The organism is Variovorax sp. P2_H12 (genome assembly GCF_056403395.1).
Map to the genome: position 1 here is coordinate 37002 of NZ_JBFUFO010000032.1, position 25021 is coordinate 62022.

Consider the following 25021-nt stretch of genomic DNA (forward strand, 5'->3'; position numbering starts at 1 on the left):
CCGCATTCGTCAACGACAAGATCACGCCTGCCGGCGACGTCACCGCTCTGGCCGGCTCCCCTATGCGCTTAGCGCATTGAGATCCCGATGTAGTTGGAACGCAATCCCAAAAGCGTGGTTCTGCATCGCATAGAACGCGGCTTCGAGCCTTGGTACGGCCCAACACGAGAGCTGCGGGGCTGAGTGATGTGAGAACCCACCAATCCTCAGGCCGTGCTTCCGCTCCTCAAAGGAAACTTCCACGTCGACATTGATGGTGTTGTTGTGCTTGGTGTGGTTCGTGAATTCTCTAACGTATTGGAGCTCTTTGTCCTCGCGCATCGCGAGCACTCGATCACGCAAACCACCGGCGCGTAACCTCTCCATGACATTAAAGAAGTCGATGTACCTGGGCTTCAGCCTGGTCTTCGCCGTGGCATCGAAATCCAGGCTGTAGTAGATCGTGTGAGCCAAGTAGTCTTCGATCGGATGAAGGCATTGAAAGAACGCCGTCAAAGCCGCCTCACTGGACAGTACCGGATATCGGTCAGGTGCATCTGGCGCTTTGGACTGTAGGTTCCACACGAACATGGCGGCTGTCCCGGAGTCCATATCCGCCAGTTCATCGGCTATGAGGCGATGAACCTCGGAGTGGTGGTACTTGGCAAATGCCACCCGCTTTGAAAGCGACACTGCGAATCGGTAGACAAGCTTGGAAGTTTCTTCGCCGCGAACCTTGGCGACCGCGTCTCGGAAGGCGAACATGTCCCACCGTTGTCTAGGTCCGTGAATCTCGGGAGCGATGGCTTGTTGTTCGTTGAGCATGCGTCGGACAATAGCTCAATCGGTTCGCCGCCGTCTGCGGATTGTGGGGGCCGAGATTTTTCCCCCACGACCAGCCAACCAGTAGCCGCGAACCTGGTATTCGGTCAGAGCGGATTGAGGACCGGCTTCGCGCCGAAGGTCGTGCCGTTCCGGCAATCACGCTCGATGCGGAAGGCATCGGCGGCAGACTCTGCGATGGCGAACTGGTACTCCAACCGGTTGTGGATGTACTTCTTGGTGAGCTTGTCGAGGTTGAGGGCGCCAGACGCGAACAATGGTAGCTGCTCAGGCTGCAGCGACGGGATCACGAACCGATTGGCGACATAGACGCAGAACTGGTTGCCGCTGAGCCTGCCATTGGCGTGCGCACCTAGTCGGTTGACCAGCCCCACCTTGATTCGTCCAGCTGAGACGGATTTGTCAAACTCCCTCCCAGCCATGCCGCAATAGATCAGCTTGTCCTGGTCCCAGATGGCATACACGCCGGCCGCCACATGGGGAATCCCGATGTTGGGCCAGTGCTCGAACCTGTGGCGAGAAGAAAACTCAGGACTCATCCGCCGATTCTTACACTGCCTTCACGGTTCTCCGTGCACTGGTCTGCACAGCCACACCCTCCACACATCCACACTGTCTGATGAGCGAGTTCGGTGCCAATGGCGTCGAGGCAAGTCTGTCGCGAGCGCCGCGTTTGACCCCAGCGACACCAGCGGTCTCTGCGTTGCGCCAACCATGCTCGACGACATGCGCAACGCAAGACATCTGCCGTGCCAACACCCGGTCGTTCTAGGCGACGGGCTAGTTTTGCCAGTCTTACTCGCCGGTGCACGCGTATCTGCACTTGCGCATCCGCGCTCGTGTGGGCCGCTACGCCGACACGCACCCGCTGACGAGTCGGATGCAGAAGCCCGACCCGAATCTCGCATCCGACCAGCAAGGCAAGCGCAGCGATCGTGCCGATCGAGGTGTTTGATGCCGGGCCCGCGTAGCGCGGGCTCGTTTGATACGTTCGCAAAACTTGCGGACTTAGGTGCCGTCCCGCCGTCGCGTTGATGAACCGGACCGCGGCAGGCATTGATCCAGTACACACGTATTTAGGGTTGTCCTCGATCGGGCTGAGCCAGTAGATCGCGCGTTCGCCCGCCCAGCATCGTTAGGTTCAAAGTATTTCGGCCAGCCGCCGCTGCGTTTCGTCACGTGCAGCGCTGATGGTTTCGAACTGCCCGGAAAGCAGCGTGTCAATCGCGCACCACACGCGCATCGCTCGCACAACGTTGCCATTCTTGACCTCGATTGCGGGGCGCATGGCTGGGCCGAGGCGATACACGAAGTTGGCCCGGTCGTTCTTTACCCACAGCGGATTGACCGCGGTGAGGTCGTCGACAACTTGGAAGCTGTCGATGTGATGCACCGACCGGAGCCTTCCACCGTAACGAAAGCCGACGTAATTCGGGGGTTGCACTGGCCAATGATGGCCCACGGGATGGAAATAGCAGCCGTCCTTCTCGACCACATCGATCCAAGTGCGCGAGCCGCCGTCGACCATGGGCGCCGAGCCCAGCGAGACGACGAACACTTTGTTGTCGGTTAAGCGTTCCATGGACACGAACTCCCGAAGATGGCGTGTGAAGTGGCGCAGCCACAGTTTTTGCTCGAGACTTCCGGTAATGCGCAATGCATGCGATGACATGCGCTGAAGGTCGGTCCAAGACAGGTGAAACAGACGAACGTCGCCCATGGCGCCGGGCAGGCGCCGGAGCGCGTAGTCGGCGTCCGCAGCGCTGATCGAGACGAGGCGCTTGTGCGCGGCGCCCCCAGCAATCAACCGCGGGTGATAGCGCTCCAACTGGACGGTATCGGGCACTTCCCAACCGCGTTTTGCTTCGAACACGACGTGAAACTCAAGGCCGGCTTGAATTTCGATGTCGGTGTAGCCTCGATCGTCGCCGTGCTTCTGGAGGGTGATCGCAAAGTCGTCGCTTGCCAAGCGCTGACCGAACACAGCATCCAGCACGATCTGGCGGAAGGCCGGGCATTGTTCCAAGAGCCAACCCATCGCAAAGCTCGCGCTGTTTTCGTCCGCGTGCGCAAGTCCGAAGACGCTTGTGGGCTGGGTGCCTCGAATCGTCAGAGCCATGGTCGGCGCTCAATTCCACCAAGTGAAAACAACTGCCAGCCGTTAGACACCATGGATGACCTCAACGAGGCGGAGCCTGGCGCAATCGTCACGCCGCCCCGTCCGCGAGGTGGCTGCGAAACGCTAGCCGACATCGCGTGAGCGTGGCGAGCTTCTGCCGTAGCTCGGATGCAACGTCGATCGTCAGCATGCTCAAGATGTACTCCTTGCCCGCGGGCTCGGTATCGATGCACCAGAAATCCTCTTACATCGGCCATTACATCACCCATAAGAAAGGCCTCGTTGCTATCATTTGAATAGCAACGAGGCCTTGCTGTACATGGTGCCGGAGAGATGAATCGAACACCCGACCTTCTCATTACGAATGAGCTGCTCTACCGACTGAGCTACACCGGCTAAGCCTATGATTATAGCGGATCGTGATAGCCGGTCAGCCGCTCGACCTCGTTTTTCGACCCCAACACCACAGCCACGCGTTCATGGAGCTTGCTCGGCTCCAGGTCCATGATGCGTTTGCGTCCGTTGGTCGAGGCGCCGCCGGCCTGCTCGACCAGCCAGCTCATCGGGTTGGCTTCGTACATCAGGCGCAGCTTGCCGGCCTTCTCGGGCTCGCGCTTGTCCCAGGGGTACATGAAGACGCCGCCGCGCATCAGGATGCGGTGCACGTCGGCCACCATGCTGGCGATCCAGCGCATGTTGAAGTCCTTGCCACGCGGGCCATCTTTCCCGGCCAGGCATTCGTCGATGTAGCGCTTCACCGGGGCGTCCCAGTGCCGCATGTTGCTCATGTTGATCGCGAATTCCTTGGTGTCGGCCGGGATCTGGATGTCCTCCTGCGTCAGCATGAAGGAACCCTGCTCGCGGTCGAGCGTGAACATCGCGACGCCGCTGCCCACGGTCAGCACCAGCGTGGTCTGCGGGCCGTAGATGCAGTAGCCGGCCGCCACCTGCCTGTTGCCCGCCTGCAGGAAGTCGCCTTCCTGCACGCCGGGCGTGTCGTCGGGCTTCTTGAGCACGCTGAAGATGGTGCCGATGCTCACGTTGACGTCGATGTTGCTGGAGCCGTCCAGGGGATCGAACAGCAGCAGGTATTCGCCCTGCGGGTAGCGGTTGGGCACCACGTAGATGCTGTCCATTTCCTCGCTGGCCATGGCCGCCAGGTGGCCGCCCCATTCGTTGGCCTCGATCAGCACCTCGTTGGCGATGATGTCGAGCTTCTTCTGGATCTCGCCCTGCACGTTCTCGCTCTCGGCGGTGCCGAGCACGCCGCCGAGCGCCCCCTTGTTGACCGCCTGGCTGATGCTCTTGCAGGCGCGCGCGACCACTTCGAGCAGCAGGCGCAGCTGGCCGGGGATCAGGCCGTCGGCGCGTTGCTGCTCGACCAGGTAGCGGGTGAGGGATATCTTCTGTTGGGCCATGTATTTGGGTCCTTGATGGGGTCAGTTGGACAGCGCGCGGGTCACGACCTCGTGCGTGTCCTTGCTCAGGTCGGGCCGGGCGGCGACGCGGGCGATGGCTTCGCGCGCGGCGCTGCGGTAGGGCTCGGCCAGCTTGCTCCAGCGGTCGAGCGCGCGCGCCAGGCGGGCCGCGACCTGCGGGTTGATGGCGTCGAGCTCGATCACGCGGTCGCTCCAGAACACGTAGCCGGCCGCGTCGGGGCGGTGCAGGGCACCCGGATTGCCGCTGCAGTAGCTGAAGATCACGCTGCGGGCGCGGTTCGGGTTCTTGATCGAGAAGTCCGGGTGCTTCATGAGTTGCTTGACCAGCGGCAGGATGTCGCCGCCGCGGTCGGGGGCGCCGGCCTGCAGCGAGAACCACTTGTCGATCACCAGCGCCTCGTCCTTGAAGATCTCGTGGAAGCGCGCCAGCGCCTGCGCCGCCAGCGCATGGCCCGACGACACCAGTGCGTTGAGCGCATTGAAGCGGTCGGTCATGTTGCCCGCGTCCTTGAAGCGCTGCAGCGTCTTGCCGGGCCACACGGTGTCGTCCGAGGCGCGCGCCGCGAGGCACAGGTGGGTGAGGGCGATGCCCGCCAGCGCGCGCCGGCCCGAGGAGACCGGGTCGGGCTGGTAGGCGCCGGTGTCGCGGTTCTGCTCGTAGGCCTGTTCCCAGTCGGCGAACAGCGCGGTCGCGAGCTGCGCCCGCATCGCCTCGCGCACCACATGGACGCGCTGCGGATCGACGACGTCGAGCTGCTCCGCGATGTAGGTTTCGGAAGGCAGGGTGAGCACCAGTTCCTTGAACGCGGCATCGAGCTGCGGATGGCGCAGCACGCTGCGCATCGCGTCGACGAAGGCGGCGTCGAGCGGCTGCTCGTGGGCCGCGGCCGGCTCGGCGATCGCGCGCACGGCGGCGCGCAGCGCCAGGCGCTGGCCGGCTTCCCAGCGGTTGAAGGGGTCCGGGTCGTTGGCCAGCAGGGTCAGCAGCTGGGCGTCGCTGTAGGCGTAGTCGAGGATCACCGGCGCGCTGAAGCCGCGCAGGATCGAAGGCACCGGCTCGGCGTCGATATCGACGAAGGTGAACTGCTCGCCGGCGCGCGTGAGCACCAGGGTGCGCGTGCCCTGCGTGGCCTCGGCCTCGCCTTCGAGCCGCAGAGGCAGCTCGCGGCCATCGGCGCCCAGCAGGCCGACGTTGACCGGGATCACGAACGGATCCTTGGCCGGCTGGCCCGGCGTGGGCGCGCAGCTCTGCACGATGCTCAGCGTGTAGCTGCGCGCCGCCGAGTCATAGACGCCATGGGCGGCGAGGCGCGGCGTGCCGGCCTGGCTGTACCAGCGCTTGAACTGCGGCAGCAGGCGCGCGAGCTCGGTCTCGGGGTTGGCATCGGCGATGGCCTGCGCGAAGTCGTCGCAGGTCACGGCCTGGCCGTCGTGGCGCTCGAAATACAGCGTGATGCCGCGCTCGAAGCCCTTGCGGCCGACCAGCGTCTGCATCATGCGCACCACCTCGGCACCCTTTTCGTAGATGGTGACGGTGTAGAAGTTGCTGATCTCGATGTAGCTGTCGGGCCGCACCGGGTGGGCCATCGGGCCCGCGTCCTCGGGGAACTGTGCGGTGCGCAGCACGCGCACGTCCTCGATGCGCTTGACCGCGCGTGCCGAGGCGTCGGCGCACAGGTCCTGGCTGAACTCCTGGTCGCGGAAGACCGTGAGGCCTTCCTTGAGCGAGAGCTGGAACCAGTCGCGGCAGGTCACGCGGTCGCCGCTCCAGTTGTGGAAGTACTCGTGGCCGACCACGCTTTCGATGTTGCCGTAGTCGGCGTCGGTGGCGGTGGCCTGGTTGGCCAGGACGTACTTCGTGTTGAAGATGTTCAGGCCCTTGTTCTCCATCGCGCCCATGTTGAAGTCGCTGGTGGCGACGATCATGAAGCGGTCGAGGTCCAGCGGCAGGCCGAAGCGGGCTTCGTCCCACAGCACCGAGTTGACGAGCGAATTCATCGCGTGCTCGGTCTTGTCGAGATCGCCGGCGCGCACGTACACCTGCAGCAGATGGTCGCGGCCGTTGCGCGCCTTGATGCGCTGCTCGCGCGCCACCAGCTTGCCGGCCACCAGCGCGAACAGGTAGCAGGGCTTGCGGAAGGGGTCGACCCACTTGGCGAAGTGGCGGCCCTCGGGCAGCTCGCCCTGCTCGACCAGGTTGCCGTTCGACAGCAGCACCGGGTAGGCGGCCTTGGCGGCGCGCAGCGTCACGGTGTAGCTCGACATCACGTCGGGCCGGTCGAGGAAGTAGGTGATGCGGCGGAAGCCTTCGGCCTCGCACTGCGTGAAGAAGGTGTCCTCGCTCACGAACAGGCCCATGAGCTTGGTGTTCTTGATCGGACAGCAGGTGGTGAAGATCTCGAGCTCGAAGGTGTCGGGCAGGTTGTCGATCACCAGCTGCTCGGCTTCCATGCGGAACGATGCGCCCTGGCCGTCGACCAGCACGCGCGCCAGGTTGAGCTCGTCGCCGTCGAGGCGCAGCGGCTCGGGCGCCACCTCGGGGTTGCGGCGCAGCCGCATGCGGTTGAGCACCCGCGTCTTGGCGGGGTCGAGATCGAAGGTCAGCTCGACCGTGTCGATCCAGTAGGCCGGAGCGCTGTAATCCTCGCGACGGATCGCGATCGGTTGGCCTTGGGCATCACGCAGCAGCATCGAGTGTCTCCAGGAAGTTTGAGTTATTCAGTTCGTCGTAGTCGCGCACGGCCGCGATGACATGCGGCCCCGCGAGTTCAGAGGCGCTGTGGGTGGTGCAGACCGCCACCGCGAGCATGCCGCCGCGACGCGCGGCCTCGATGCCGAAGGGCGCATCCTCGAAGACGATGCAGCGCGAGGGCTCGACGCCGATGCGGCGCGCGGCCTCGAGGAAGATCGCCGGCTGAGGCTTGCCGGGCAGCCCCTCGTCGCCGCCCACGATCGCCAGCGGCGCCGGGTCGGGCCGCAGGTTGGACATCGTGAAGGCGATGTTGTGCTTGTCGCCCGCGGTGCCGACCGCCACCTTCAGCCCGCGCGCGACCGCGGCGCGATTGAAGGCGCTGAAGCCCGGCACCTCGCGGAACTGGGCGCCGAAGAGCTCGCGGTAGATCGATTCCTTGCGGTGGGTGATCTCGGCGCTCTCGGCCTCGCTCACCTCGCGGCCCATGAGCTCGCAGGCGCATTCGAAGGCGGTGCGGCCGGTGGTCCGGCGCATGAAATGCGGGACGTCGATCTCGATCCCGTGGCGCACGCCGTACTCGACCCATGCCCTGGCGTGCCAGGGCATGGAGTCGACCATGGTGCCGTCCATGTCGAAGATCAGGGCTTGCACCTTGTGCAGAGTCCTCATTCGGAAACCCCCAAGTTGTCGATCGATCCGCGACGCAGAGCGCCGGCGCGGCCGAGGCCAGGAACACCGCGGAACCGGCTTTGCCGGGCCGCCGGTGTTGCCCCCGGCGAGGGGGTGTGCGGCCACACGAAGTGGGCAAGCCTGGGGGTGGGCTTCATCTACACGCCCTGTTTCAGCGAGGCTTCGATGAAGGCATCGAGGTCGCCGTCCAGCACCTTCTGCGTCGCCGAGATCTCGACGTTGGTGCGCAGGTCCTTGATGCGGCTGTTGTCCAGCACGTAGCTGCGGATCTGGTGGCCCCAGCCGACGTCGGTCTTGCTGTCTTCGAGCTTCTGCTGCTCTTCCTGGCGCTTGCGCATCTCGTGGTCGTACAGGCGCGAGCGCAGGCGCTTCCAGGCGACGTCGCGGTTGCTGTGCTGGCTGCGGCCGTCCTGGCACTGCACCACGATGCCGGTCGGGATGTGCGTGAGCCGCACCGCCGAGTCGGTCTTGTTGATGTGCTGGCCGCCGGCTCCGCTGGCGCGGAAGGTGTCGGTGCGCACGTCGGACGGGTTGATGTCGATCTCGATCGAATCATCGATTTCCGGGTAGACGAAGATGCTCGCGAAGCTGGTGTGGCGCCCGCCCGAGGAGTCGAAGGGCGACTTGCGCACCAGCCGGTGCACGCCGGTCTCGGTGCGCAGCAGGCCGAAGGCGTAGTCGCCCTCGACCTTGATGGTCGCGCCCTTGATGCCCGCGGTGTCGCCCGGCGTCTCGTCCTCGATCTGGGTCTTGAAGCCCTTGCGCTCCGCGTACTTCAGGTACTGGCGCAGCAGCATGCTGGCCCAGTCGCAGGCCTCGGTGCCGCCGGCGCCGGCCTGGATGTCGACGAAGGCGTTCAGCGGATCGGCCGGATTGTTGAACATCCGGCGGAATTCGAGCTGCTTGATGTCGGCTTCGAGCTTGGCGGCGTCATCGGCGATGGCCTGCAGGCCGTCCATGTCGCCGTCCTCCTTCGACATCTCGAAGAGTTCGGTGTTGTCGGACAGGCCGCTGGTGAGGCGGTCGAGCGTCACCACGACGTCGTCGAGCGACTTCTTTTCGCGGCCCAGTTCCTGGGCCTTCTTGGGGTCGTTCCAGACGTTGGGGTCTTCGAGCGACGCGTTGACCGTCCTCAGGCGTTCGGCTTTGGCATCGTAGTCAAAGATACCTCCGTAAATCGACCGTGCGGGCGCTCAGGTCCGCGAGAGTTGCGCCGATTTGGTTGATTTGCTCTGCATCCATGGGGTGTCCTGACGGTGTTCGGGGAAAACCGGGGATTTTCTCATGCCGGGCATGGCCCGGTTCCGGAGAGGGGGGAGGGGGCCCGGGGCGGCCTTCAGGACGAAAGAAAATCCTCGATCAGCCGGGCCACCGCGGCGGGCTGGTCGTGGTGCAGCATGTGGCCGGCACCCTCGACCCGCGCGATGCGCGCGTTGGGCACGCTTTTCAGGCGCTCGTGGTATTCGTCCAGCGTGTAGCGGCCCTTCCACCACTGGCCGAGGCTGTCGTCCGAGGCCTCGACCGCCAGCAGCGGCGCGGCAATGGCCGCATACAGCGCCAGCATCTCGTCGACCCGGAACAGGTTGGCGTTGATGATCTTGTGGGCCGGATCCCCCAGGATTTCCCAGCGTTCGCCGCCCTCGGCGTGCGGCCGGCCGGCCGACCAGTGGGCGGCCAGCCAGTCGGCCTTGTCTGGCGTCAGGCGCGGGTTGGTCTTCATGAGCCGGCGCGCCACGCCGTCGACGCCCGGATAGCTGGCCAGCGCCATTTCGCCGCGGTGCAGGCGCTTGAGCTCGTCGATCCACTTGCCGAAGCGTTCCGGCGCCTGCTCGGGCTTCAGCGCGGGCATGCCGAAGCCTTCGAGGTTGATCAGGCGGCGCACGCGCTGCGGCCGCACGCCGGCGTACTGCATGACCACGTTGCCGCCCATGCTGTGGCCGACCAGGTCGACCGGGGTGTCGCCGGCGTAGTGGTCCAGCAGCCAGTCGAGGTCGGCCAGGTAGTCGGGCATCCAGTAGTTGTCGACGCGGCCGCCCTCGGTGAGGCCGAAGCCGCGCCAGTCGGCCGCGACCACGAAGCGCTCCTCGGCCATCGCATCGACCACGAACTGCCAGGAGGCCGCGACGTCCATCCAGCCGTGCATCAGCACCAGCGGCGGCCGGGAGGCGGAGGGCTCGCCCCACAGGCGCACGTGGTAGCTGAGGTGGCGGACGGGGACGAACTCGCTGCGCGAGGCACGGAGGGCTTGGTACATCGCGTCCGATGATACGGACCCGGGCCGGGCCATGCAGTCGACTGCACGACACGACACGCCTTCGCCTCAGCGGGTAGCATTTCGCCCATGCAAAAAATCCAGCTTGGTCAGAGCGACCTCCACGTCACGCCGATCTGCCTCGGCACCATGACCTTCGGCGAGCAGGTCGACCAGGCCACCGCCCACGCCATCCTCGACCGTTCGCTCGAGCGCGGGGTCGACTTCATCGACACCGCCGAGATGTACGCGGTGCCGGCGCGCAAGGAGACCTTCGGCGCCACCGAAACCATCATCGGCCACTGGTTCGACAAGAATCCGGGCGCGCGCCAAAAGCTCGTGCTGGCGACCAAGGTCGCGGGCCCGTCGCGCGGCATGCCCTGGGTGCGCGAGGGCAGCGGCATGACGCCGGCCGACATCGCCGCTTCCTGCGAAGCCAGCCTGAAGCGGCTCAAGACCGACGTCATCGATCTCTACCAGATCCACTGGCCGGAGCGCCACGTGCCGGCCTTCGGCCAGATCTACTACGACCCGAAGCGGGAAAGCTCGACCACCCCGATCCACGACCAGCTCGAAGCGCTGGGCAAGCTGGTCAAGGCCGGCAAGGTGCGCGCGATCGGGCTGTCGAACGAGACGCCCTACGGCGTGCACGAGTTCGTGCGCCTGGCCGAGCAGCATGGCCTGCCGCGCGTGGCCACGGTGCAGAACGTGTATTGCCTGATCAGCCGTGCGCTCGAAAACGGCCTGGACGAAACCATGCACCGCCTGGGCGTCTCGCTGCTGGCCTATTCGCCGCTGGCCTTCGGCCTGCTGACCGGCAAGTACGACCAGAGCGGCACCGAGGGCCCGGAGGCGCCCAAGGGCGCGCGCATCTCGAGCTACGAGTCGGTGCGCAAGCAGCGCTGGGGCCGCCCGGATGCGCTGAAGGCGGCGCGCCGCTACAACGCGCTGGCCCGCGAGCACGGGCTCACGCCGGCGCAACTGGCGCTGGCCTTCTGCTACACCAAGTGGCAGGTGGCGAGCACCATCATCGGCGTGACCTCGGTCGCCCAGCTCGACGAGGATCTCGACGCCTGGGGCACCACGCTGTCGCCCGAGCTGCTGGCGGAGATCGACAAGATCCGCTGGGAGTTGCGCGACCCGGCTGCCTGAGACCTTGCGGGACAGAGGATGAAACACCCCCGAAGCGCCTGCGGCGCCCCGAGTCGCTGCCAGAGGCAGCGGCTCTTCGGGTCCGTCCAAGCCTGCGCAGGCAGGCTTGGAGCCGCGGACCTCAGCCCCTCAAGGGGGCGATACCAGCGGCCCGGCAAAGCCGGTTCCGCGGTATCCCTGGCATTCGGCTGCGCCGGTTTCATGCATCGCGGGTCACGCGTTCGGGTAGTGGACCACTGACTAGAAACCGTGGCCAAGAAGACCCACGTCTCCGAAACCCCCGCCACCCAGCTGCTGCGGGCGAACGGCATCGCCTTCACCGAGCATCCCTACGAGTACCTCGAGCACGGCGGCGCCCAGCACAGCGCCGAGGTGCTCGGGCTCGACCCTTTCACCGTGGTCAAGACGCTCGTGATGCAGGACCAGGACGCCAGGCCGCTGCTCGTGCTGATGCACGGCAACCGCACGGTGTCGACCAAGAACCTGGCGCGGCAGATCGGCGCCAAGTCGGTCGAGCCCTGCAAGCCCGAAGTCGCCAACCGGCACAGCGGCTACCTGGTCGGCGGCACCTCGCCCTTCGGCACGCGGCGCGCGATGCCGGTCTACATCGAGTCGACGATCCTCGAACTGCCGCGCATCGCGATCAACGGCGGGCGCCGCGGCTACCTCGTGGGCATCGATCCCCAGGTGTGCCTCGGCCTGCTCGGCGCCAAGCCGGTGCAGTGCGCGCTGGCAGAATAGCCGGTTGCCTCGACCGGAGGCGTCCGGAGACACCGTGAGTTCCTATTTCCCCTCGTTGATCGCGATCGTCCTGTCCTACCTGCTGGGATCGCTGTCCTTCGCCGTGATCGTCAGCAAGACGCTCGGCATGGCCGACCCGCGCAGCTATGGCAGCAAGAACCCGGGCGCCACCAACGTGCTGCGCTCGGGCAACAAGGGCGCCGCGCTCACGACGCTGCTGCTCGACGCGCTCAAGGGCTGGCTGCCGGTGTTCCTGATCCAGCAATTCGGGGCCGCCTGGGACATGGGCCCCGGCACCGCGGCGGTGGCCGGGCTGGCTGCTTTCCTCGGGCACCTCTACCCGGTGTTCTTCGGCTTCCAGGGCGGCAAGGGCGTGGCGACCGCGGCCGGTGCGCTGTTCGGCATCAGCCCGCTGCTGGGCCTGGCGACCGGCGCCACCTGGCTGATCATCGCGGTCTTCTTCCGCTACTCGTCGCTGGCCTCCATCGTGGCGGCGTTCTTCGCGCCGGCCTACTATCTGATCGGCGGCCAGATCGCCTGGCCACTCGATCTCGTGGTGCTGCTGGCGCTGGTGTCGATCAGCCTGTTGCTGGTCTGGCGTCATCGCGAGAACATCCGCCGGCTTGCCGCCGGCACCGAGTCCAGGCTCGGATCCAAAAAATAGGAAACAACCCATGGCCACCATCCAGCGCTTTCATGTCGGTCCCCGCCTCAGCGAGACCGCGGTCCACAACGGCACGATCTACCTCGCGGGCCAGGTGCCCGACGACCTGTCGCAGGACATCCGCGGCCAGACCGCGCAGGTCCTGGCGATGGTCGACCGCCTGCTGGCCGAGGCCGGCAGCGACAAGTCGCGCATCCTGATGACGCAGATCTTCCTCTCCGACATCACGGACATCGCCGCGATGAACGAGGTGTGGGACGCCTGGATCCCGGCCGGCAACACGCCGCCGCGCGCGACCGTGCAGGCCGCGATGGCCAAGCAGGGCTACAAGATAGAGATCGTCGTGACCGCAGCCGTAGCTTGAGACATTGCGGGACAGACCAAGAAACTGCGCAGCAGTTTTTGCTCTGTCCTCAACTGATCAGAAGCGCTTCTCAAGGACCATCTGGTCGGCGTCCCGGCGCATCGAGAAGCGGCTGATGAAGCTGTTGCCCAGCAGGATGTAGGGCATCGGCTGCTCCGAGACGATGGCTTCGACGTCGTAGACCTCGACGTCGCCGACCCGCACCGAGGCGAGCCGCAGGCGATAGCCCGGCGCGATGCCGTTGGCGGTGTTCATGCGCACCGGCTGGCCCTTGCTGAAATCGAGTCCGATGCGCTGCGCGTCGGCGGCCGACATCGCGATGGTGGTGGCACCGGTGTCGAGCATGAAGCTGACCGCGCGGCCATTGATCGCGCCCTGCGCCATGAAATGCCCGCCGCTGCTCACCGGCAGCACGATGCGGGTGCCGCCGCCCCCGGAGCCGCCGTTGCCGCCGATGCTCACCGGCGTGTCCATGCGCAGCGCGACGCGCTTGCCGCCGGCCTCGACCGTGGCTTGTTCGCCCTGCAGCGACACCAGTTTCACGCCCTGGAAGGCCTCGCCGACGGCCAGCGTCTTGGGCGCCCCGCCGTTCACGATCAGGATCGCGCGGCTGCCGATGGTGCCGGTCAGCGTCACCGACTGGGCGTGCGCGAAGGTGCAGCCTGCGGCGAGCAGCAGCGGAATGAGCGCCTTCATCGGGCGGGGGCTAGTCGCGGAAATTGTTGAAGGAGAGCGGCATGTCGGGCACGTCCTTCTTGATGAGTGCCATGGCCGCCTGCAGGTCGTCGCGCTTGGCGCCGGTGATGCGCACCGCGTCGCCCTGGATCGCGGCCTGCACCTTGAGCTTGCTGTCCTTGATCAGGCGCTGGATCTTCTTCGCGGTCTCGGACTCGATGCCGTTCTTGACCTTGATGACCTGCTTGACCTTGTCGCCGCCGATCTTCTGGACGTCGCCCTTGTCGAGGAAGCGCACGTCGACGCTGCGCTTGGTGAGCTTGCTGCGCAGGATTTCCTCCACCTGCACGAGCTGGAACTCGGCGTCGCCGATCATGGTGATTTCCTTGTCCTTGAGCTCGACCGCGGCGGCGGTGCCCTTGAAGTCGAAGCGCGTGCCGATTTCCTTGGCGGTGTTCTCGACCGCATTCTTGACCTCGGGCAAGTTGGGTTCACAAACGGTGTCGAAAGACGGCATGAAGGCTCCGGCAGCAACAAAAAAAGGAATGCGCCGCGCGCAGTGTCGCGCGGCGTGCGAATGAGACAATTCTCCCATGATCGTGGAGCACAACGTACCGCTGCAGCAGCACAACAGCTTTGGCATCGTCGCGCGCGCCCAGCACCTGGTGCGCATCACCGGCGAAGCCGACGTCGCGGCGCTGCTGGCCGACGCGCAATGGCGCGATGCGCCCAAGTTCGTCCTCGGCGGCGGCAGCAACATCGTGCTGACCGGCGACGTCAAGCCGCTGGTGCTCAAGGTGGAAATCAAGGGCTTGCGGCTGGTCGAGGAAAGCTCCAAGGCCTGGATCGTCGAGGCCGGCGCCGGCGAGGTCTGGCACGACACCGTGCGCTGGACGCTCGACCAGGGTTTTCCGGGCCTCGAGAACCTGGCGCTCATCCCCGGCACCGTGGGCGGTTCGCCGGTGCAGAACATCGGCGCCTACGGGGTCGAGTTGCAGGACCGCTTCGAGTCGCTCGATGCCATCGACCTGCAGACCGGCCGCGCCTTCACGCTCGATGCCGCCCAGTGCGCCTTCGGCTACCGCGATTCGGTGTTCAAGCACCTGGCCAGCGGCGACAACGATTTCGGGCTCGCGGGCAGGGCGCTGATCACGCGGGTGCGCTTTCGGCTGCCCAAGCCGTGGAAACCGGTGCTCGGCTACCTCGACCTCGAACGCAAGATGGACGAAACCGGCAATTTCACGCCGAGCGCGATGGACATCTTCGACTGGATCTGCGCCATCCGCCGCGCCAAGCTGCCCGACTGGCGCGTGCTGGGCAACGCCGGCAGCTTCTTCAAGAACCCGACCGTGACGCCGGAGCAGTGCGCCGACATCATTGCCCGCGACCCCAAGATCGTTCACTACCCGATGGCCGATGGCAGCATCAAGCTGGCGGCCGGCTGGCTGATCGATGCCTGCGGCTGGAAAGGCAAGTCGGTGGGCAATGCCGGCGTCTACGAGCGCCAGGCGCTGGTGCTCGTGAACCGGGGCGGCAAGGCCAACCCGGTCACGGGCGGTGAGGTGATGACGCTGGCCAAGGCGATCCAGACCAGCGTCTACGAGCGCTTCGGGATCCGGCTGGAGCCGGAACCCGTGGTCGTCTAGAGCCGTTCAGCTCTTGTCGTCGTTCTTCAATTGGGGCAGCGACGCGCCCTGGCTGGTCGACAGCAAACCCGTCTGCGTGTAGATCGCCAGCTTGTCGCGCGTGTCGATGATGTCGAGGTTGCGCATGGTCAGCTGGCCGATGCGGTCGAGCGGCGTGAATGCGCCTTCGACCTTTTCCATGCTCAGCCGCTCGGGCTTGTAGGTCAGGTTCGCCGAGGCGGTGTTCAGGATCGAGTAGTCGTTGCCGCGGCGCAGCTCGACCGTGACTTCGCCGGTGATCGCGCGCGCCACCCAGCGCTGCGCGGTCTCGCGCAGCATGATGGCCTGCGGGTCGAACCAGCGGCCTTGATAGAGCAGGCGGCCCAGGCGGCGGCCGCTTTCGCGGTACTGCTCAATCGTGTCCTCGTTGTGGATGCCGGTGATCAGGCGCTCGTAGGCGATGAACAGCAGCGCCAGGCCGGGCGCCTCGTAGATGCCGCGGCTCTTGGCCTCGATGATGCGGTTCTCGATCTGGTCGCTCATGCCCAGGCCGTGGCGGCCGCCGATGCGGTTGGCTTCGAGCAGCAGCTCGACCAGGCTCGGGTACTCGACGCCGTTGAGGGCGACCGGGCGACCGTCCTCGAAGCGCACGGTGACTTCTTCCCGCTTGACTTCGACTTCGTCCTTCCAGAAGGCGACGCCCATGATCGGCTGCACGATCTTCATGCCGCTGTTCAGGTGCTCGAGGTCCTTGGCCTCGTGCGTGGCGCCGAGCATGTTCGAGTCGGTCGAATAGGCCTTCTCGGTCGACATCTTGTAGGCGAAGCCGGCCTTCTGCATGAACTCCGACATCTCGGTGCGGCCGCCGAGTTCGTCGATGAAGGTCTGGTCCAGCCAGGGCTTGTAGATCTTCAGCGCCGGGTTGGTCAGCAGGCCGTAGCGGTAGAAGCGCTCGATGTCGTTGCCCTTGTAGGTGCTGCCGTCGCCCCAGATGTGGACATCGTCCTCCTTCATCGCCGAGACCAGCATGGTGCCGGTGACCGCGCGGCCGAGCGGCGTGGTGTTGAAGTAGGTCAGGCCGGCCGTGGTCACGTGGAAGGCGCCGGCCTGCAGCGCGGCCAGGCCTTCGGCGGCCAATTGCGTGCGACAGTCGATCAGGCGCGCTTTCTCGGCGCCGTAGAGCATCGCCTTGCGCGGGATCTCGTCGTAGTCGGGCTCGTCGGGCTGGCCCAGGTTGGCGGTGTAGGCATAGGGGACGGCGCCCTTGTTGCGCATCCAGTGCAGGGCCGCGCTGGTGTCGAGGCCGCCCGAGAAGGCGATGCCGACCTTCTGGCCGGCGGGAACGTTCTGGAGGATGGTGGAGGACATGCTCGGATTTCCGGTTCAGCCGAAGTGGCAGATGTAGCTGTAGGGCTCGCCGCTGACGCGGATCTGGAAGCTGGAGTTGCCGGGCACGCTGAATTTCTCACCCGCGCCTGAGCCCACCCATTCGCTGCTGCCCGCGAGCAGGTACTCGCAGCGGCCGCCCGCGCCTTCCATGATCTCCGGCGCGCCGGTGTTGAAGGTCAGGGTCGACGGCAGGATCACGCCCACCGACTTCTTGCTGCCGTCGGCCAGCGTCAGGTTGTGGCTCACGCATTTGCCGTCGAAATACACATTGGCCTTGGTCGAGACCGTGGCGCTCTGGAGGGATTCGGTAGTGCTCATGGGTAGGAGGGGCTGGCGCGGGTGGCGCTCGGCAGGTTGCGGCGCGCCTTGGCAGGCGCGCTCGTGCCTCAAGTTGCAAAGCCCGTGATTTTAGGCTCGCCGGCCGGCCGCCGGCTCGATACCGCGATCAGCGCCAGCGGCCGCCGCCCCAGCCGCGCGAATAGCCGAAGCCCAGCGAGATGCCGATCGGCGGGTAGGCGTAGGCCGGCGCGGGGTAGTAGGCCGGCGCCGGGTAGTACGGGTACACGGGGGCGGGCTGCACATACACCGGGGCCGGGGCATAGACCTGCGCCGACGGGGCGTAGACCGGCGGCGGGGGCGCGCCGCGGCCCGACACCACGATGCCCGGTTCGGGCACCACGTTGCTCCAATCCGGCTGCTGCTGCTGCTGCTGCTGCTGCTGCTGCTGCAGTTGCTCCTGCGGGGCATAGGCGGGATTCGCCGCCAGTTGAGACTGCGGTGCCACCGGCGAAGGGGTCGCGATGCCGTAGGCGCCGGCGTCGACCCAGATGCTGGCGCCGGGCGGGGTGTTGACGCGCGTGTTGTATTGGCGGCCCGCGTACTCGTAGGTCACGTTGTAGCGGATGCTGCCGTTCGATTCGGTGACCGGCGAGGTCGAGATCACCCGCGCCTGCACCTGTTCGGCCTGGGCCAGTGTGGCGAATCCGGCCAGGGCGGCCAGCAGGGTCAGGGCGGATACGGTGCGAATGTTTCTTGTGGTCATGTCAAATCTCCTGGAATCCCCGGGCGGGGGCGCTTCGCGCAAGTTCGTTGGAGGCCCATCGGCGCCCGGGGTTCAATGATTTACAAAGCGTGGCCATTCCACTCGTTGGCGTCGAACCCGGTCGTAACGTCCCGGCCGGCCCCCCAGTTGACCACCGGGCGCTTGATCAGGCTCGGGTTGGCGAGCAGGACGGCGCGGGCCGAAGCCGCATCGACCACCGACTCCCGGGTGGCGTCGTCGAGCCGCCGCCAGGTGGTGCCGCGGCGGTTGACCAGGGCTTCCCAGCCCGGTGTGGCGAGCCAGCGGTCGAGTTCGGTCTCGGGCACGCCGTCCTTCTTGAAATCGTGGAAGCTGTAGGCGACGTTGTGGTCGGCCAGCCAGGCGCGGGCGCGTTTGACGGTGTCGCAGTTGGGGATGCCGTAAAGGGTTGTCATCTGGCGATGATGCCCGCGGCCCCGGTCGGCGACAATTCCGGGCTCCATGAAAACCCTAGAAGACTGGCTGGCACACGCCGAGCACCTGCATCCCAAGAACATCGAACTCGGGCTCGACCGGGTCCGCACGGTCGCCGTGCGCCTGGGCCTGGCCTTCGACTGCCCGGTCATCACGGTGGCCGGCACCAACGGCAAGGGCTCGACCTGCGCGATGCTCGAGTCGATCCTCACGCACGCGGGCTACCGCACGGCGGTGTTCACGTCGCCCCACCTGGTGCGCTTCGAGGAGCGGCTGCGGCTGTCCGGCGAGGCGGTCGACGGCGCCGTGCTGGCGCCGTTCTTCGAGCAGGTGGAGCAGGGCCGCGGCGACATCGCGCTGACCTACTTCGAATTCACCACGCTGGCGATCCTGCTGTGCATGGCTGCAGCTAGGCCCGACGCTGCGATCCTCGAGGTCGGCCTGGGCGGGCGGCTGGATGCGGTCAACATCGTCGATGCCGACTGCGCCGTCATCACCAGCATCGACCTCGACCACATGGACTTCCTGGGCCCCGACCGCGAGAGCATCGGTTTCGAGAAGGCCGGCGTGATGCGCGCCGGCCGGCCCGCGATCGTCAGCGACCCGGTGCCGCCGCAGAGCGTGGTCGACCATGCCGAAGCGATCGGCGCCGATCTCTGGCGCGTCGGCCGCGACTTCAACGTGATGGGCGATCAGCAGCAATGGGGCTGGAGCGGACGCGGCCGGCGCTACAGCGGGCTGGCCTACCCGGCCCTGCGCGGCGCCAACCAGCTGGTCAACGCAGCCGGGGTGCTGGCGGCGCTCGAATCGCTGCGCCAGCGGCTGCCGACCACGGCCCAGGCGGTGCGCAACGGACTCGCGATGGTCGAGCTGCCCGGGCGTTTCCAGATCGTGCCGGGCGAGCCGGCGCTGGTGCTCGACGTCGCTCACAACCCGCATGCGGTGGCCGCGCTGGCCGAAAACCTCGACGCGATGGGCTTCTATCCGACCACGCACGCCGTCTTCGGCGTGATGGCGGACAAGGACGTGGGGCCGATGTTCGCGCGCATCGGGCCGATGATCGACCGCTGGTACTTCACCGACCTGCCGACCGCGCGCGCCGCCAGGGCCGACGACCTGATCCTGCGCTGGCAGGCGCAGAACAAGCGCAGCGACGTCTCGGCCAGCGTCCACGGCGCGCCCATGGAGGCGCTCCAGGCGGCCATCGATCGCGCGGACCCCGCTGATAGAATCGTCGTCTTCGGATCGTTCTTCACCGTGGGTGGTGTGCTCGAGCACGGAACACCCCGTCTGGGAGCCAGGCACCTGTCTCCCGGCTCCTGAAACAGCCTGATTTCCGGCGCCTTCTTCCCGTTTCAACCGCACGCTGCACCCATCAGGAAAACGAATTTCATGGCGTTCTTCAAGTTCCGCACACGCGGTCCTCAGGGCAACGAAGGGCGAAGCGCCGTCGCCGCCGCGCCGGCGGAGAGCATCGAAGCGATGCGGCGCCGCGCGCGGCATCGGCTGCTTGGCGCCGCCGTCCTGGTGCTGGTCGGCGTGATCGGGTTCCCGCTCCTGTTCGACACCCAGCCGCGCCCGATCTCGGTCGACATTCCGATCGAGATCCCTGACCGCACCAAGGCCAAGCCGTTGGCCCTGCCGACGCCCCCGGCGCCGGCCGCCGCCAGCACCGACAAGCCGGTCGCCGCTGCGCCCGCATCTTCGGGCGGCGGCATGATCACCGAGACCGCCGACGGCACCGAAATCCCGCCGGGCAAGCTGGCATCGGCCGCGCCGGTCGCCGAGACCCGCTCCGACCCTGTGCCCGACAAGCCGGCGCCCAAGGCCGAGGCCAAGCCCGAACCCAAGCCGAAGGCCGAAGCCAAGACCGAGCCCAAGCCCAAGCCCGAACCCAAGCCTGAACCCAAGCTCGCCACGCCGAAGCCGGAGTCGGCCGACGACGCGGCCCGCGCCCGCGCGCTGCTCGAAGGCAAGCCCACCGCCGTGGCGGCCGCCGCCGCCAAGCCCGACGACGACAACGGCCGCTTCGTGGTCCAGGTCGGTGCGTTCGCGGACGCGGACAAGGCCCGGGAAGTGCGCCAGAAACTTGAAAAAGCCGGGCTCAAGACCTACACCTCCGTGGCGAAGACGGCCGATGGCGAGCGCACGCGTGTGCGTGTCGGCCCCTTCAGCTCGCGGGCCGAGGCCGACCGGGCCGCCGGCAAGGTCAAGGGCTTGTCTTTGTCGGCCGCCGTCCTCAGCTTGTAGGCTCGCTGACCGACGTGGCCACGCTCGACTGGATTGCCGTCGCGCTGCTCGTGGTGTCGATGCTGCTGGGCCTGGTGCGCGGGCTGGTGTTCGAGGTCATCTCGCTGGCGGGCTGGGTGGTGGCATTCGTGGCCGCGCAGTGGCTGGCGGAGGACGTCGGCCGCTGGCTGCCCATCGGCGACCCCGAGGCGAGCTGGCGCTATGCGGCCGGTTTCGTGCTGGTGTTCGTGGGCGTGGCCTTCGGCGTCGGCTTGCTGGCGGCGCTGACGCGCAAGCTGGTCGCGGCGATCGGGCTGCGGCCGGTGGACCGGATCCTCGGCGGCATGTTCGGCGTGGCGCGCGGCGCGCTGGCGCTGCTCGCGGTCGCGGTGGTTGTTCATTTGCTGGCGTTGAGCGACAGTGCCTGGTGGCACGAATCGCACAGCGCCATTGTTCTCGATGCGGCATTGCAGGGCCTGAAACCCGCGCTGCCTGAAAAGTTGGCAAGCTACCTGCCCTGAGAGGATCGCTTCATGTGTGGAATCGTCGGCGTTGTCAGCAACGCTCCCGTCAATCAACTGCTCTACGACGCACTGCTGCTGCTGCAGCACCGCGGCCAGGATGCCGCCGGCATCGTCACGCTGCTGGAGCGCAAGTTCTTCATGCACAAGGCCAAGGGCATGGTGCGCGATGTCTTCCGCACCCGCAACATGCGCGGCCTGCCCGGCAACGTCGGCCTCGGCCAGGTGCGCTACCCGACCGCCGGCAACGCCTACAGCGAGGAAGAGGCGCAGCCCTTCTACGTCAACGCGCCCTTCGGCATCGTGCTGGTGCACAACGGCAACCTCACGAACGCGCATGCGCTCAGGGCCGAGCTGTTCTCCACCGACCACCGCCACACCAACACCGAGAGCGACTCCGAAGTGCTGCTCAACGTGCTGGCGCATGAGCTCGACCGCGCCACCCGCGGCGGCATGCTCAATTCGGCCACCGTGTTCGAGGCGGTGCGCAGCATGCAGCGGCGCCTGCGCGGCTCGTATGCGGTGGTGGCGCTGATCGCCGGCCACGGCTTGCTGGCCTTCCGCGACCCGTACGGCATCCGTCCGCTCGCGATGGGCCGCAACGCCGACGGCACCGTGATGGTGGCCAGTGAATCGGTCGCGCTCGAAGGCTCGGGCCATGTGTTCGAACGCAACATCGCGCCCGGCGAGGCGGTCTTCATCGACCTGCAGGGCCAGGTGCATGCCGAGCAGTGCGCCGACGCGCCGTCGCTCAACCCGTGCATCTTCGAGTTCGTCTACCTGGCGCGGCCCGACTCGGTGCTCGACGGCATCTCGGTCTATCAGGCGCGGCTGAACCTCGGCGAGACGCTGGCCAAGCGGGTGGTCTCGACCGTGCCGCCGAACGAGATCGACGTCATCATCCCGATTCCCGAATCGAGCCGGCCGAGCGCGACGCAATTGGCGCACCTGCTGGGCATCCCGTACCGCGAAGGCTTCGTGAAGAACCGCTACGTCGGCCGCACCTTCATCATGCCGGGGCAGGGCGTGCGCAAGAAGTCGGTGCGCCAGAAGCTCAACGTGATCGCCAGCGAGTTCAAGGGCCGCAACGTGCTCCTGGTCGACGACTCGATCGTGCGCGGCACCACCAGCCGCGAGATCGTCCAGATGGCGCGCGACGCCGGCGCCCGCAAGGTGTATCTCGCGAGCGCGGCACCGCCGGTTCGCTACCCGAACGTCTACGGCATCGACATGCCGACCAAGGACGAACTGGTGGCGCACGACCGCACGGTCGAGCAGATCCGCGAAGTCATCGGCTGCGATGCGCTGATCTACCAGGACGTCGACGCGATGAAGCGCGCCATCGGCTCGCTGAACCCCAAGCTCGACGGCTTCGATGCCTCGTGCTTCGACGGCGTGTATGTCACCGGCGACATCGACACCGAGGCCATCACGCGCATGAACGGCAGCCGTCCGCGCATCGAGGAAACGGAGGAAGACTCCTCCCGCCTCGCGCTGCCCAACCTCAGCTGAAAGCGACCGTGACCGACCGATCCCTGCCCCCCGGCCTGCACCGCGACACGCTCGCGGTGCGCACCGCGCTCGAGCGCAGCCAGTACGGCGAGAACTCCGAGGCGCTGTTCCTCACCAGCAGCTTCGTGCAGCCCGATGCCGAGACTTCGGCGCGTCGTTTTGCCGGCACCGAGGAAGGCTTCACCTACACCCGCACCTCGAACCCGACCGTGGCCAGCTTCGAGCACCGCCTGGCTGCGCTCGAAGGCACCGAAGCCGCGATCGGCGCATCGAGCGGCATGGGCGCGATCCTCATGATGTGCATGGGGTTGCTCAAGGCAGGCGACCACGTGGTCTGCTCGCGCTCGGTGTTCGGTTCGACCTTGAACCTGATCGGCCGCGAGTTCGGCAAGTTCGGCGTCGAGACCACCTTCGTCTCGCAGACGGACGTCGCCGAATGGAAGGCCGCGATCCGCCCGAGCACCAAGCTGCTGTTCGCCGAAACGCCGACCAACCCTCTGACCGATGTCTGCGACATCCGCGCGCTGGCCGATCTCGCGCACGGCGCGGGAGCGTTGCTGGCGGTCGACAACTGCTTCTGCTCGCCGGCGCTGCAGCGACCGGTCGAGCTCGGCGCCGACCTGGTCATTCATTCGGGCACCAAGTACCTCGAAGGGCAGGGCCGCGTGCTGGCCGGGGCGATCTGCGGCTCGGCCAAACTGGTCAACGAAGTGTTCGCCCCGGTGGTGCGCACTGCGGGCATGGCGCTGTCGCCCTTCAACGCCTGGGTGGTGCTCAAGGGCCTCGAGACGCTGGGCATCCGCATGCAGGCGCACTGCGCCGGCGCGCTGGCGCTGGCGCAGTGGCTCGAAACGCAGCCGGGCGTGGCGCGCGTCTACTATCCCGGACTGGCTTCGCATCCGCAGCATGAGCTGGCCATGCGCCAGCAGTCGGGGCAGGGCGGGGCGGTGGTGTCGTTCGACGTCCGGGCCGACGGCCCCGAGGCCGCGCGCGCCAATGCCTTCCACGTGATCGACAGCACCCGTGTGCTGAGCATCACGGCCAACCTCGGCGACACCAAGACCACCATCACCCATCCGGCCACGACCTCGCACGGGCGCCTGTCCGAAGCGCAGCGGCAGGCGGCCGGCATCGGTCAGGGCCTGATCCGCGTGGCGGTCGGGCTGGATCACATCGACGACATCAAGGCCGACCTCCTGCGAGGTCTAGCCGGCCTGAGTACCCCTGCATGACACAGAAGACCCGCACCCGATTCGCACCGTCCCCGACCGGCTTCATCCACCTCGGCAACATCCGCTCGGCCCTCTATCCATGGGCCTTCGCACGCTCCACGGGCGGCGACTTCATCCTGCGCATCGAGGACACCGACGTCGAACGTTCGACGCAGGCCGCCGTCGACGTGATCCTCGAAGGCATGGCATGGCTGGGCCTCGACCATGACGAGGGCCCGTACTACCAGATGCAGCGCATGGACCGCTACAAGGCGGTGCTGGCCGAGATGCAGGCCGCGAACCTCGTCTACCCGTGCTACATGAGCATGGCCGAGCTCGACGCGCTGCGCGAGAAGCAGATGGCCGCGAAGGAAAAGCCGCGCTACGACGGCACCTGGCGACCCGAGCCCGGCAAGACACTGCCGCCGGTGCCCGAAGGCGTGCAGCCGGTGCTGCGCTTTCGCAACCCGCAGGGCAGCGCGGTTGCGTGGGACGACAAGGTCAAGGGCCGCATCGAGATCGGCAACGACGAGCTCGACGACCTCGTGATCGCGCGGCCCGATGGCACGCCGACCTACAACTTCTGCGTCGTGGTCGACGACATCGACATGGCGATCACGCACGTGATCCGTGGCGACGACCACGTCAACAACACGCCGCGCCAGATCAACATCTTCCGCGCCCTCGGCAAGGAGCCGCCGGTGTATGCGCACCTGCCCACCGTGCTCAACGAGCAGGGCGAGAAGATGAGCAAGCGCAACGGCGCCAAGCCCGTGACGCAGTTCCGCGACGAAGGCTTCCTGCCCGAGGCGATGGTGAACTACCTCGCACGGCTGGGCTGGAGCCATGGTGACGACGAGATCTTCTCGCGCGCGCAGTTCGTCGAGTGGTTCAACCTCGACCACCTGGGCCGCAGCGCGGCGCAGTTCGACGAGACCAAGCTGCGCTGGGTCAATGCGCAGCACCTGAAGGCGATGGCCGACGATGCGCTGGCGCCGCTGGTCGCTGCGCAGTTGCAGACGCGCGGCATCGTGGCCGACGAGCGCCTGCCCGCGATCTGCGGCCTCTTCAAGGACCGCTGCGACACCACCGTCGCGCTGGCGGGATGGGCTGCTGCGTTCTATGCCGATGTGAAGGCGAGCGATGCCGATCGCGCGCAGCATATTTCTGATGCGGTGCGCCCGGCAATCGCCGAACTTGCGGATAAACTATCGGCCGTCGCCTGGGACAAGGCAGCAATCGCATCGGCCATCAAGGAAGTGCTGGTTGCGCAAGGTCTCAAGATGCCGGCATTAGCCATGCCGGTGCGAGTGCTCGTGATGGGCACGCCGCAGACGCCTTCTCTCGATTCGGTCCTCGCGCTTTTTTCTCGCGAAACTATTTTGAAGAGATTGAAAGAGGCCTGATTTTCAGGCTATAATTTGAGGCTC

Annotated in this window: 25 protein-coding genes and 1 tRNA gene; 11 read left to right on the top strand and 15 right to left on the bottom strand. The window is 66.6% G+C overall.

The annotated features are described in order from the left end of the window. Nucleotides 1-60 precede the first annotated feature (60 nt). The 9 genes from AC1DYK_RS23895 to AC1DYK_RS23935 all read right to left on the bottom strand — a co-directional run bounded on the left by AC1DYK_RS23895 (nt 61) and on the right by AC1DYK_RS23935 (nt 10016). Nucleotides 61-804 (bottom strand): hypothetical protein, encoded by a 744-nt coding sequence (locus AC1DYK_RS23895; protein ID WP_478168546.1) that lies wholly within the window; start codon nt 802-804, stop codon nt 61-63. 104 nt (nt 805-908) lie between these two features. Further along, entirely contained in the window at nt 909-1361 is a 453-nt protein-coding gene (locus AC1DYK_RS23900; protein WP_478168547.1) for a hypothetical protein, read from the bottom strand. Nucleotides 1362-1963: 602 nt separating this feature from the next. Further along, complete coding sequence (locus AC1DYK_RS23905) at nt 1964-2941, bottom strand: hypothetical protein (protein WP_478168548.1); 978 nt, start codon at nt 2939-2941, stop codon at nt 1964-1966. A gap of 320 nt (nt 2942-3261) precedes the next feature. After that, a tRNA-Thr gene (locus AC1DYK_RS23910) sits at nt 3262-3337 on the bottom strand. Between the two features lie 11 nt (nt 3338-3348). Then, nucleotides 3349-4359, bottom strand: coding sequence for a class 1 fructose-bisphosphatase (locus AC1DYK_RS23915; protein ID WP_477650560.1), 1011 nt, complete (start codon nt 4357-4359; stop codon nt 3349-3351). A 21-nt stretch (nt 4360-4380) separates the two neighbouring features. Beyond that, nucleotides 4381-7071, bottom strand: a complete 2691-nt coding sequence (pepN, locus tag AC1DYK_RS23920; RefSeq protein ID WP_478168549.1) for an aminopeptidase N — start codon at nt 7069-7071, stop codon at nt 4381-4383. Then, the gene (locus tag AC1DYK_RS23925; RefSeq protein ID WP_478168550.1) at nt 7058-7741 is read right to left on the bottom strand and encodes an HAD family hydrolase; all 684 of its coding nucleotides are present in this window, start codon (nt 7739-7741) and stop codon (nt 7058-7060) included. The genes pepN and AC1DYK_RS23925 overlap by 14 nt, the downstream gene beginning before the upstream one ends. Before the next feature lie 158 nt (nt 7742-7899). After that, a protein-coding gene (gene prfB, locus AC1DYK_RS23930) for a peptide chain release factor 2 (protein ID WP_442284071.1) occupies nt 7900-9004 on the bottom strand; the annotation gives its coding sequence in 2 pieces (ribosomal slippage) (nt 7900-8922 and nt 8924-9004; 1104 coding nt in all). Nucleotides 9005-9098: 94 nt separating this feature from the next. Further along, entirely contained in the window at nt 9099-10016 is a 918-nt protein-coding gene (locus tag AC1DYK_RS23935) for an alpha/beta fold hydrolase (protein WP_478168551.1), read from the bottom strand. Nucleotides 10017-10103: 87 nt separating this feature from the next. On the opposite strand from AC1DYK_RS23935, the gene AC1DYK_RS23940 reads away from it, so the two are divergent. From AC1DYK_RS23940 to AC1DYK_RS23955, 4 genes are all read left to right on the top strand, one after another. Then, nucleotides 10104-11165, top strand: coding sequence for an aldo/keto reductase (locus AC1DYK_RS23940; RefSeq protein ID WP_478168552.1), 1062 nt, complete (start codon nt 10104-10106; stop codon nt 11163-11165). Between the two features lie 249 nt (nt 11166-11414). Next, nucleotides 11415-11906, top strand: coding sequence for an aminoacyl-tRNA deacylase (locus AC1DYK_RS23945; RefSeq protein WP_478168553.1), 492 nt, complete (start codon nt 11415-11417; stop codon nt 11904-11906). A 34-nt stretch (nt 11907-11940) separates the two neighbouring features. Further along, nucleotides 11941-12570 (top strand): glycerol-3-phosphate 1-O-acyltransferase PlsY, encoded by a 630-nt coding sequence (plsY, locus tag AC1DYK_RS23950; protein ID WP_478089396.1) that lies wholly within the window; start codon nt 11941-11943, stop codon nt 12568-12570. A gap of 10 nt (nt 12571-12580) precedes the next feature. Then, on the top strand, nt 12581-12934 hold the full coding sequence (locus AC1DYK_RS23955) for a RidA family protein (protein WP_478168554.1): 354 nt from the start codon (nt 12581-12583) through the stop codon (nt 12932-12934). Between the two features lie 57 nt (nt 12935-12991). On the opposite strand, the gene AC1DYK_RS23960 is transcribed toward AC1DYK_RS23955, so the two are convergent. Beyond that, on the bottom strand, nt 12992-13630 hold the full coding sequence (locus AC1DYK_RS23960) for a retropepsin-like aspartic protease family protein (protein WP_478168555.1): 639 nt from the start codon (nt 13628-13630) through the stop codon (nt 12992-12994). Nucleotides 13631-13640: 10 nt separating this feature from the next. Next, nucleotides 13641-14126, bottom strand: a complete 486-nt coding sequence (locus tag AC1DYK_RS23965; RefSeq protein ID WP_442284064.1) for a YajQ family cyclic di-GMP-binding protein — start codon at nt 14124-14126, stop codon at nt 13641-13643. 76 nt (nt 14127-14202) lie between these two features. On the opposite strand from AC1DYK_RS23965, the gene murB reads away from it, so the two are divergent. Next, nucleotides 14203-15255, top strand: a complete 1053-nt coding sequence (gene murB, locus AC1DYK_RS23970; protein ID WP_478168556.1) for a UDP-N-acetylmuramate dehydrogenase — start codon at nt 14203-14205, stop codon at nt 15253-15255. A gap of 6 nt (nt 15256-15261) precedes the next feature. Here murB and argG read toward each other — a convergent pair whose 3' ends face one another. The 4 genes from argG to AC1DYK_RS23990 form a co-directional block, all read right to left on the bottom strand. Next, nucleotides 15262-16602: an argininosuccinate synthase gene (gene argG / locus AC1DYK_RS23975; RefSeq protein ID WP_478168557.1), complete on the bottom strand. Its 1341-nt coding sequence runs from the start codon at nt 16600-16602 to the stop codon at nt 15262-15264. 15 nt (nt 16603-16617) lie between these two features. Next, a complete protein-coding gene (gene ppnP, locus AC1DYK_RS23980; RefSeq protein ID WP_478168558.1) occupies nt 16618-16941 on the bottom strand; it encodes a pyrimidine/purine nucleoside phosphorylase in 324 nt (107 codons plus the stop codon). A gap of 127 nt (nt 16942-17068) precedes the next feature. Beyond that, entirely contained in the window at nt 17069-17665 is a 597-nt protein-coding gene (locus tag AC1DYK_RS23985) for a hypothetical protein (protein WP_478168559.1), read from the bottom strand. An 80-nt stretch (nt 17666-17745) separates the two neighbouring features. Continuing rightward, entirely contained in the window at nt 17746-18099 is a 354-nt protein-coding gene (locus tag AC1DYK_RS23990) for an ArsC family reductase (RefSeq protein WP_478168560.1), read from the bottom strand. A gap of 34 nt (nt 18100-18133) precedes the next feature. Here AC1DYK_RS23990 and folC point away from each other — a divergent pair, with 34 nt between their 5' ends. The 6 genes from folC (at nt 18134) to gltX (ending at nt 24997) form a co-directional block, all read left to right on the top strand. After that, a complete protein-coding gene (folC, locus tag AC1DYK_RS23995; RefSeq protein WP_478168583.1) occupies nt 18134-19441 on the top strand; it encodes a bifunctional tetrahydrofolate synthase/dihydrofolate synthase in 1308 nt (435 codons plus the stop codon). A 69-nt stretch (nt 19442-19510) separates the two neighbouring features. Continuing rightward, a complete protein-coding gene (locus tag AC1DYK_RS24000; protein ID WP_478168561.1) occupies nt 19511-20368 on the top strand; it encodes an SPOR domain-containing protein in 858 nt (285 codons plus the stop codon). Between the two features lie 14 nt (nt 20369-20382). Then, nucleotides 20383-20868: a CvpA family protein gene (locus AC1DYK_RS24005; RefSeq protein WP_478089385.1), complete on the top strand. Its 486-nt coding sequence runs from the start codon at nt 20383-20385 to the stop codon at nt 20866-20868. A gap of 12 nt (nt 20869-20880) precedes the next feature. Continuing rightward, on the top strand, nt 20881-22380 hold the full coding sequence (gene purF / locus AC1DYK_RS24010; RefSeq protein WP_478089384.1) for an amidophosphoribosyltransferase: 1500 nt from the start codon (nt 20881-20883) through the stop codon (nt 22378-22380). An 8-nt stretch (nt 22381-22388) separates the two neighbouring features. Beyond that, on the top strand, nt 22389-23612 hold the full coding sequence (locus AC1DYK_RS24015) for an O-succinylhomoserine sulfhydrylase (RefSeq protein WP_478168562.1): 1224 nt from the start codon (nt 22389-22391) through the stop codon (nt 23610-23612). After that, nucleotides 23609-24997, top strand: a complete 1389-nt coding sequence (gene gltX, locus AC1DYK_RS24020; protein ID WP_478168563.1) for a glutamate--tRNA ligase — start codon at nt 23609-23611, stop codon at nt 24995-24997. Before AC1DYK_RS24015 ends, gltX begins: the two co-directional genes overlap by 4 nt. Nucleotides 24998-25021 lie beyond the last annotated feature (24 nt).

Bases quoted from the DNA above. Each gene is read 5' to 3' on its own strand.
- AC1DYK_RS23895 (WP_478168546.1), bottom strand. From the start codon at position 804: ATGCTCAACGAACAACAAGCCATCGCTCCCGAGATTCACGGACCTAGA.
- AC1DYK_RS23900 (WP_478168547.1), bottom strand. From the start codon at position 1,361: ATGAGTCCTGAGTTTTCTTCTCGCCACAGGTTCGAGCACTGGCCCAAC.
- AC1DYK_RS23905 (WP_478168548.1), bottom strand. From the start codon at position 2,941: ATGGCTCTGACGATTCGAGGCACCCAGCCCACAAGCGTCTTCGGACTT.
- AC1DYK_RS23915 (WP_477650560.1), bottom strand. From the start codon at position 4,359: ATGGCCCAACAGAAGATATCCCTCACCCGCTACCTGGTCGAGCAGCAA.
- pepN (WP_478168549.1), bottom strand. From the start codon at position 7,071: ATGCTGCTGCGTGATGCCCAAGGCCAACCGATCGCGATCCGTCGCGAG.
- AC1DYK_RS23925 (WP_478168550.1), bottom strand. From the start codon at position 7,741: ATGAGGACTCTGCACAAGGTGCAAGCCCTGATCTTCGACATGGACGGC.
- AC1DYK_RS23935 (WP_478168551.1), bottom strand. From the start codon at position 10,016: ATGTACCAAGCCCTCCGTGCCTCGCGCAGCGAGTTCGTCCCCGTCCGC.
- AC1DYK_RS23940 (WP_478168552.1), top strand. From the start codon at position 10,104: ATGCAAAAAATCCAGCTTGGTCAGAGCGACCTCCACGTCACGCCGATC.
- AC1DYK_RS23955 (WP_478168554.1), top strand. From the start codon at position 12,581: ATGGCCACCATCCAGCGCTTTCATGTCGGTCCCCGCCTCAGCGAGACC.
- AC1DYK_RS23960 (WP_478168555.1), bottom strand. From the start codon at position 13,630: ATGAAGGCGCTCATTCCGCTGCTGCTCGCCGCAGGCTGCACCTTCGCG.
- AC1DYK_RS23965 (WP_442284064.1), bottom strand. From the start codon at position 14,126: ATGCCGTCTTTCGACACCGTTTGTGAACCCAACTTGCCCGAGGTCAAG.
- murB (WP_478168556.1), top strand. From the start codon at position 14,203: ATGATCGTGGAGCACAACGTACCGCTGCAGCAGCACAACAGCTTTGGC.
- argG (WP_478168557.1), bottom strand. From the start codon at position 16,602: ATGTCCTCCACCATCCTCCAGAACGTTCCCGCCGGCCAGAAGGTCGGC.
- ppnP (WP_478168558.1), bottom strand. From the start codon at position 16,941: ATGAGCACTACCGAATCCCTCCAGAGCGCCACGGTCTCGACCAAGGCC.
- AC1DYK_RS23985 (WP_478168559.1), bottom strand. From the start codon at position 17,665: ATGACCACAAGAAACATTCGCACCGTATCCGCCCTGACCCTGCTGGCC.
- AC1DYK_RS23990 (WP_478168560.1), bottom strand. From the start codon at position 18,099: ATGACAACCCTTTACGGCATCCCCAACTGCGACACCGTCAAACGCGCC.
- AC1DYK_RS24000 (WP_478168561.1), top strand. From the start codon at position 19,511: ATGGCGTTCTTCAAGTTCCGCACACGCGGTCCTCAGGGCAACGAAGGG.
- purF (WP_478089384.1), top strand. From the start codon at position 20,881: ATGTGTGGAATCGTCGGCGTTGTCAGCAACGCTCCCGTCAATCAACTG.
- gltX (WP_478168563.1), top strand. From the start codon at position 23,609: ATGACACAGAAGACCCGCACCCGATTCGCACCGTCCCCGACCGGCTTC.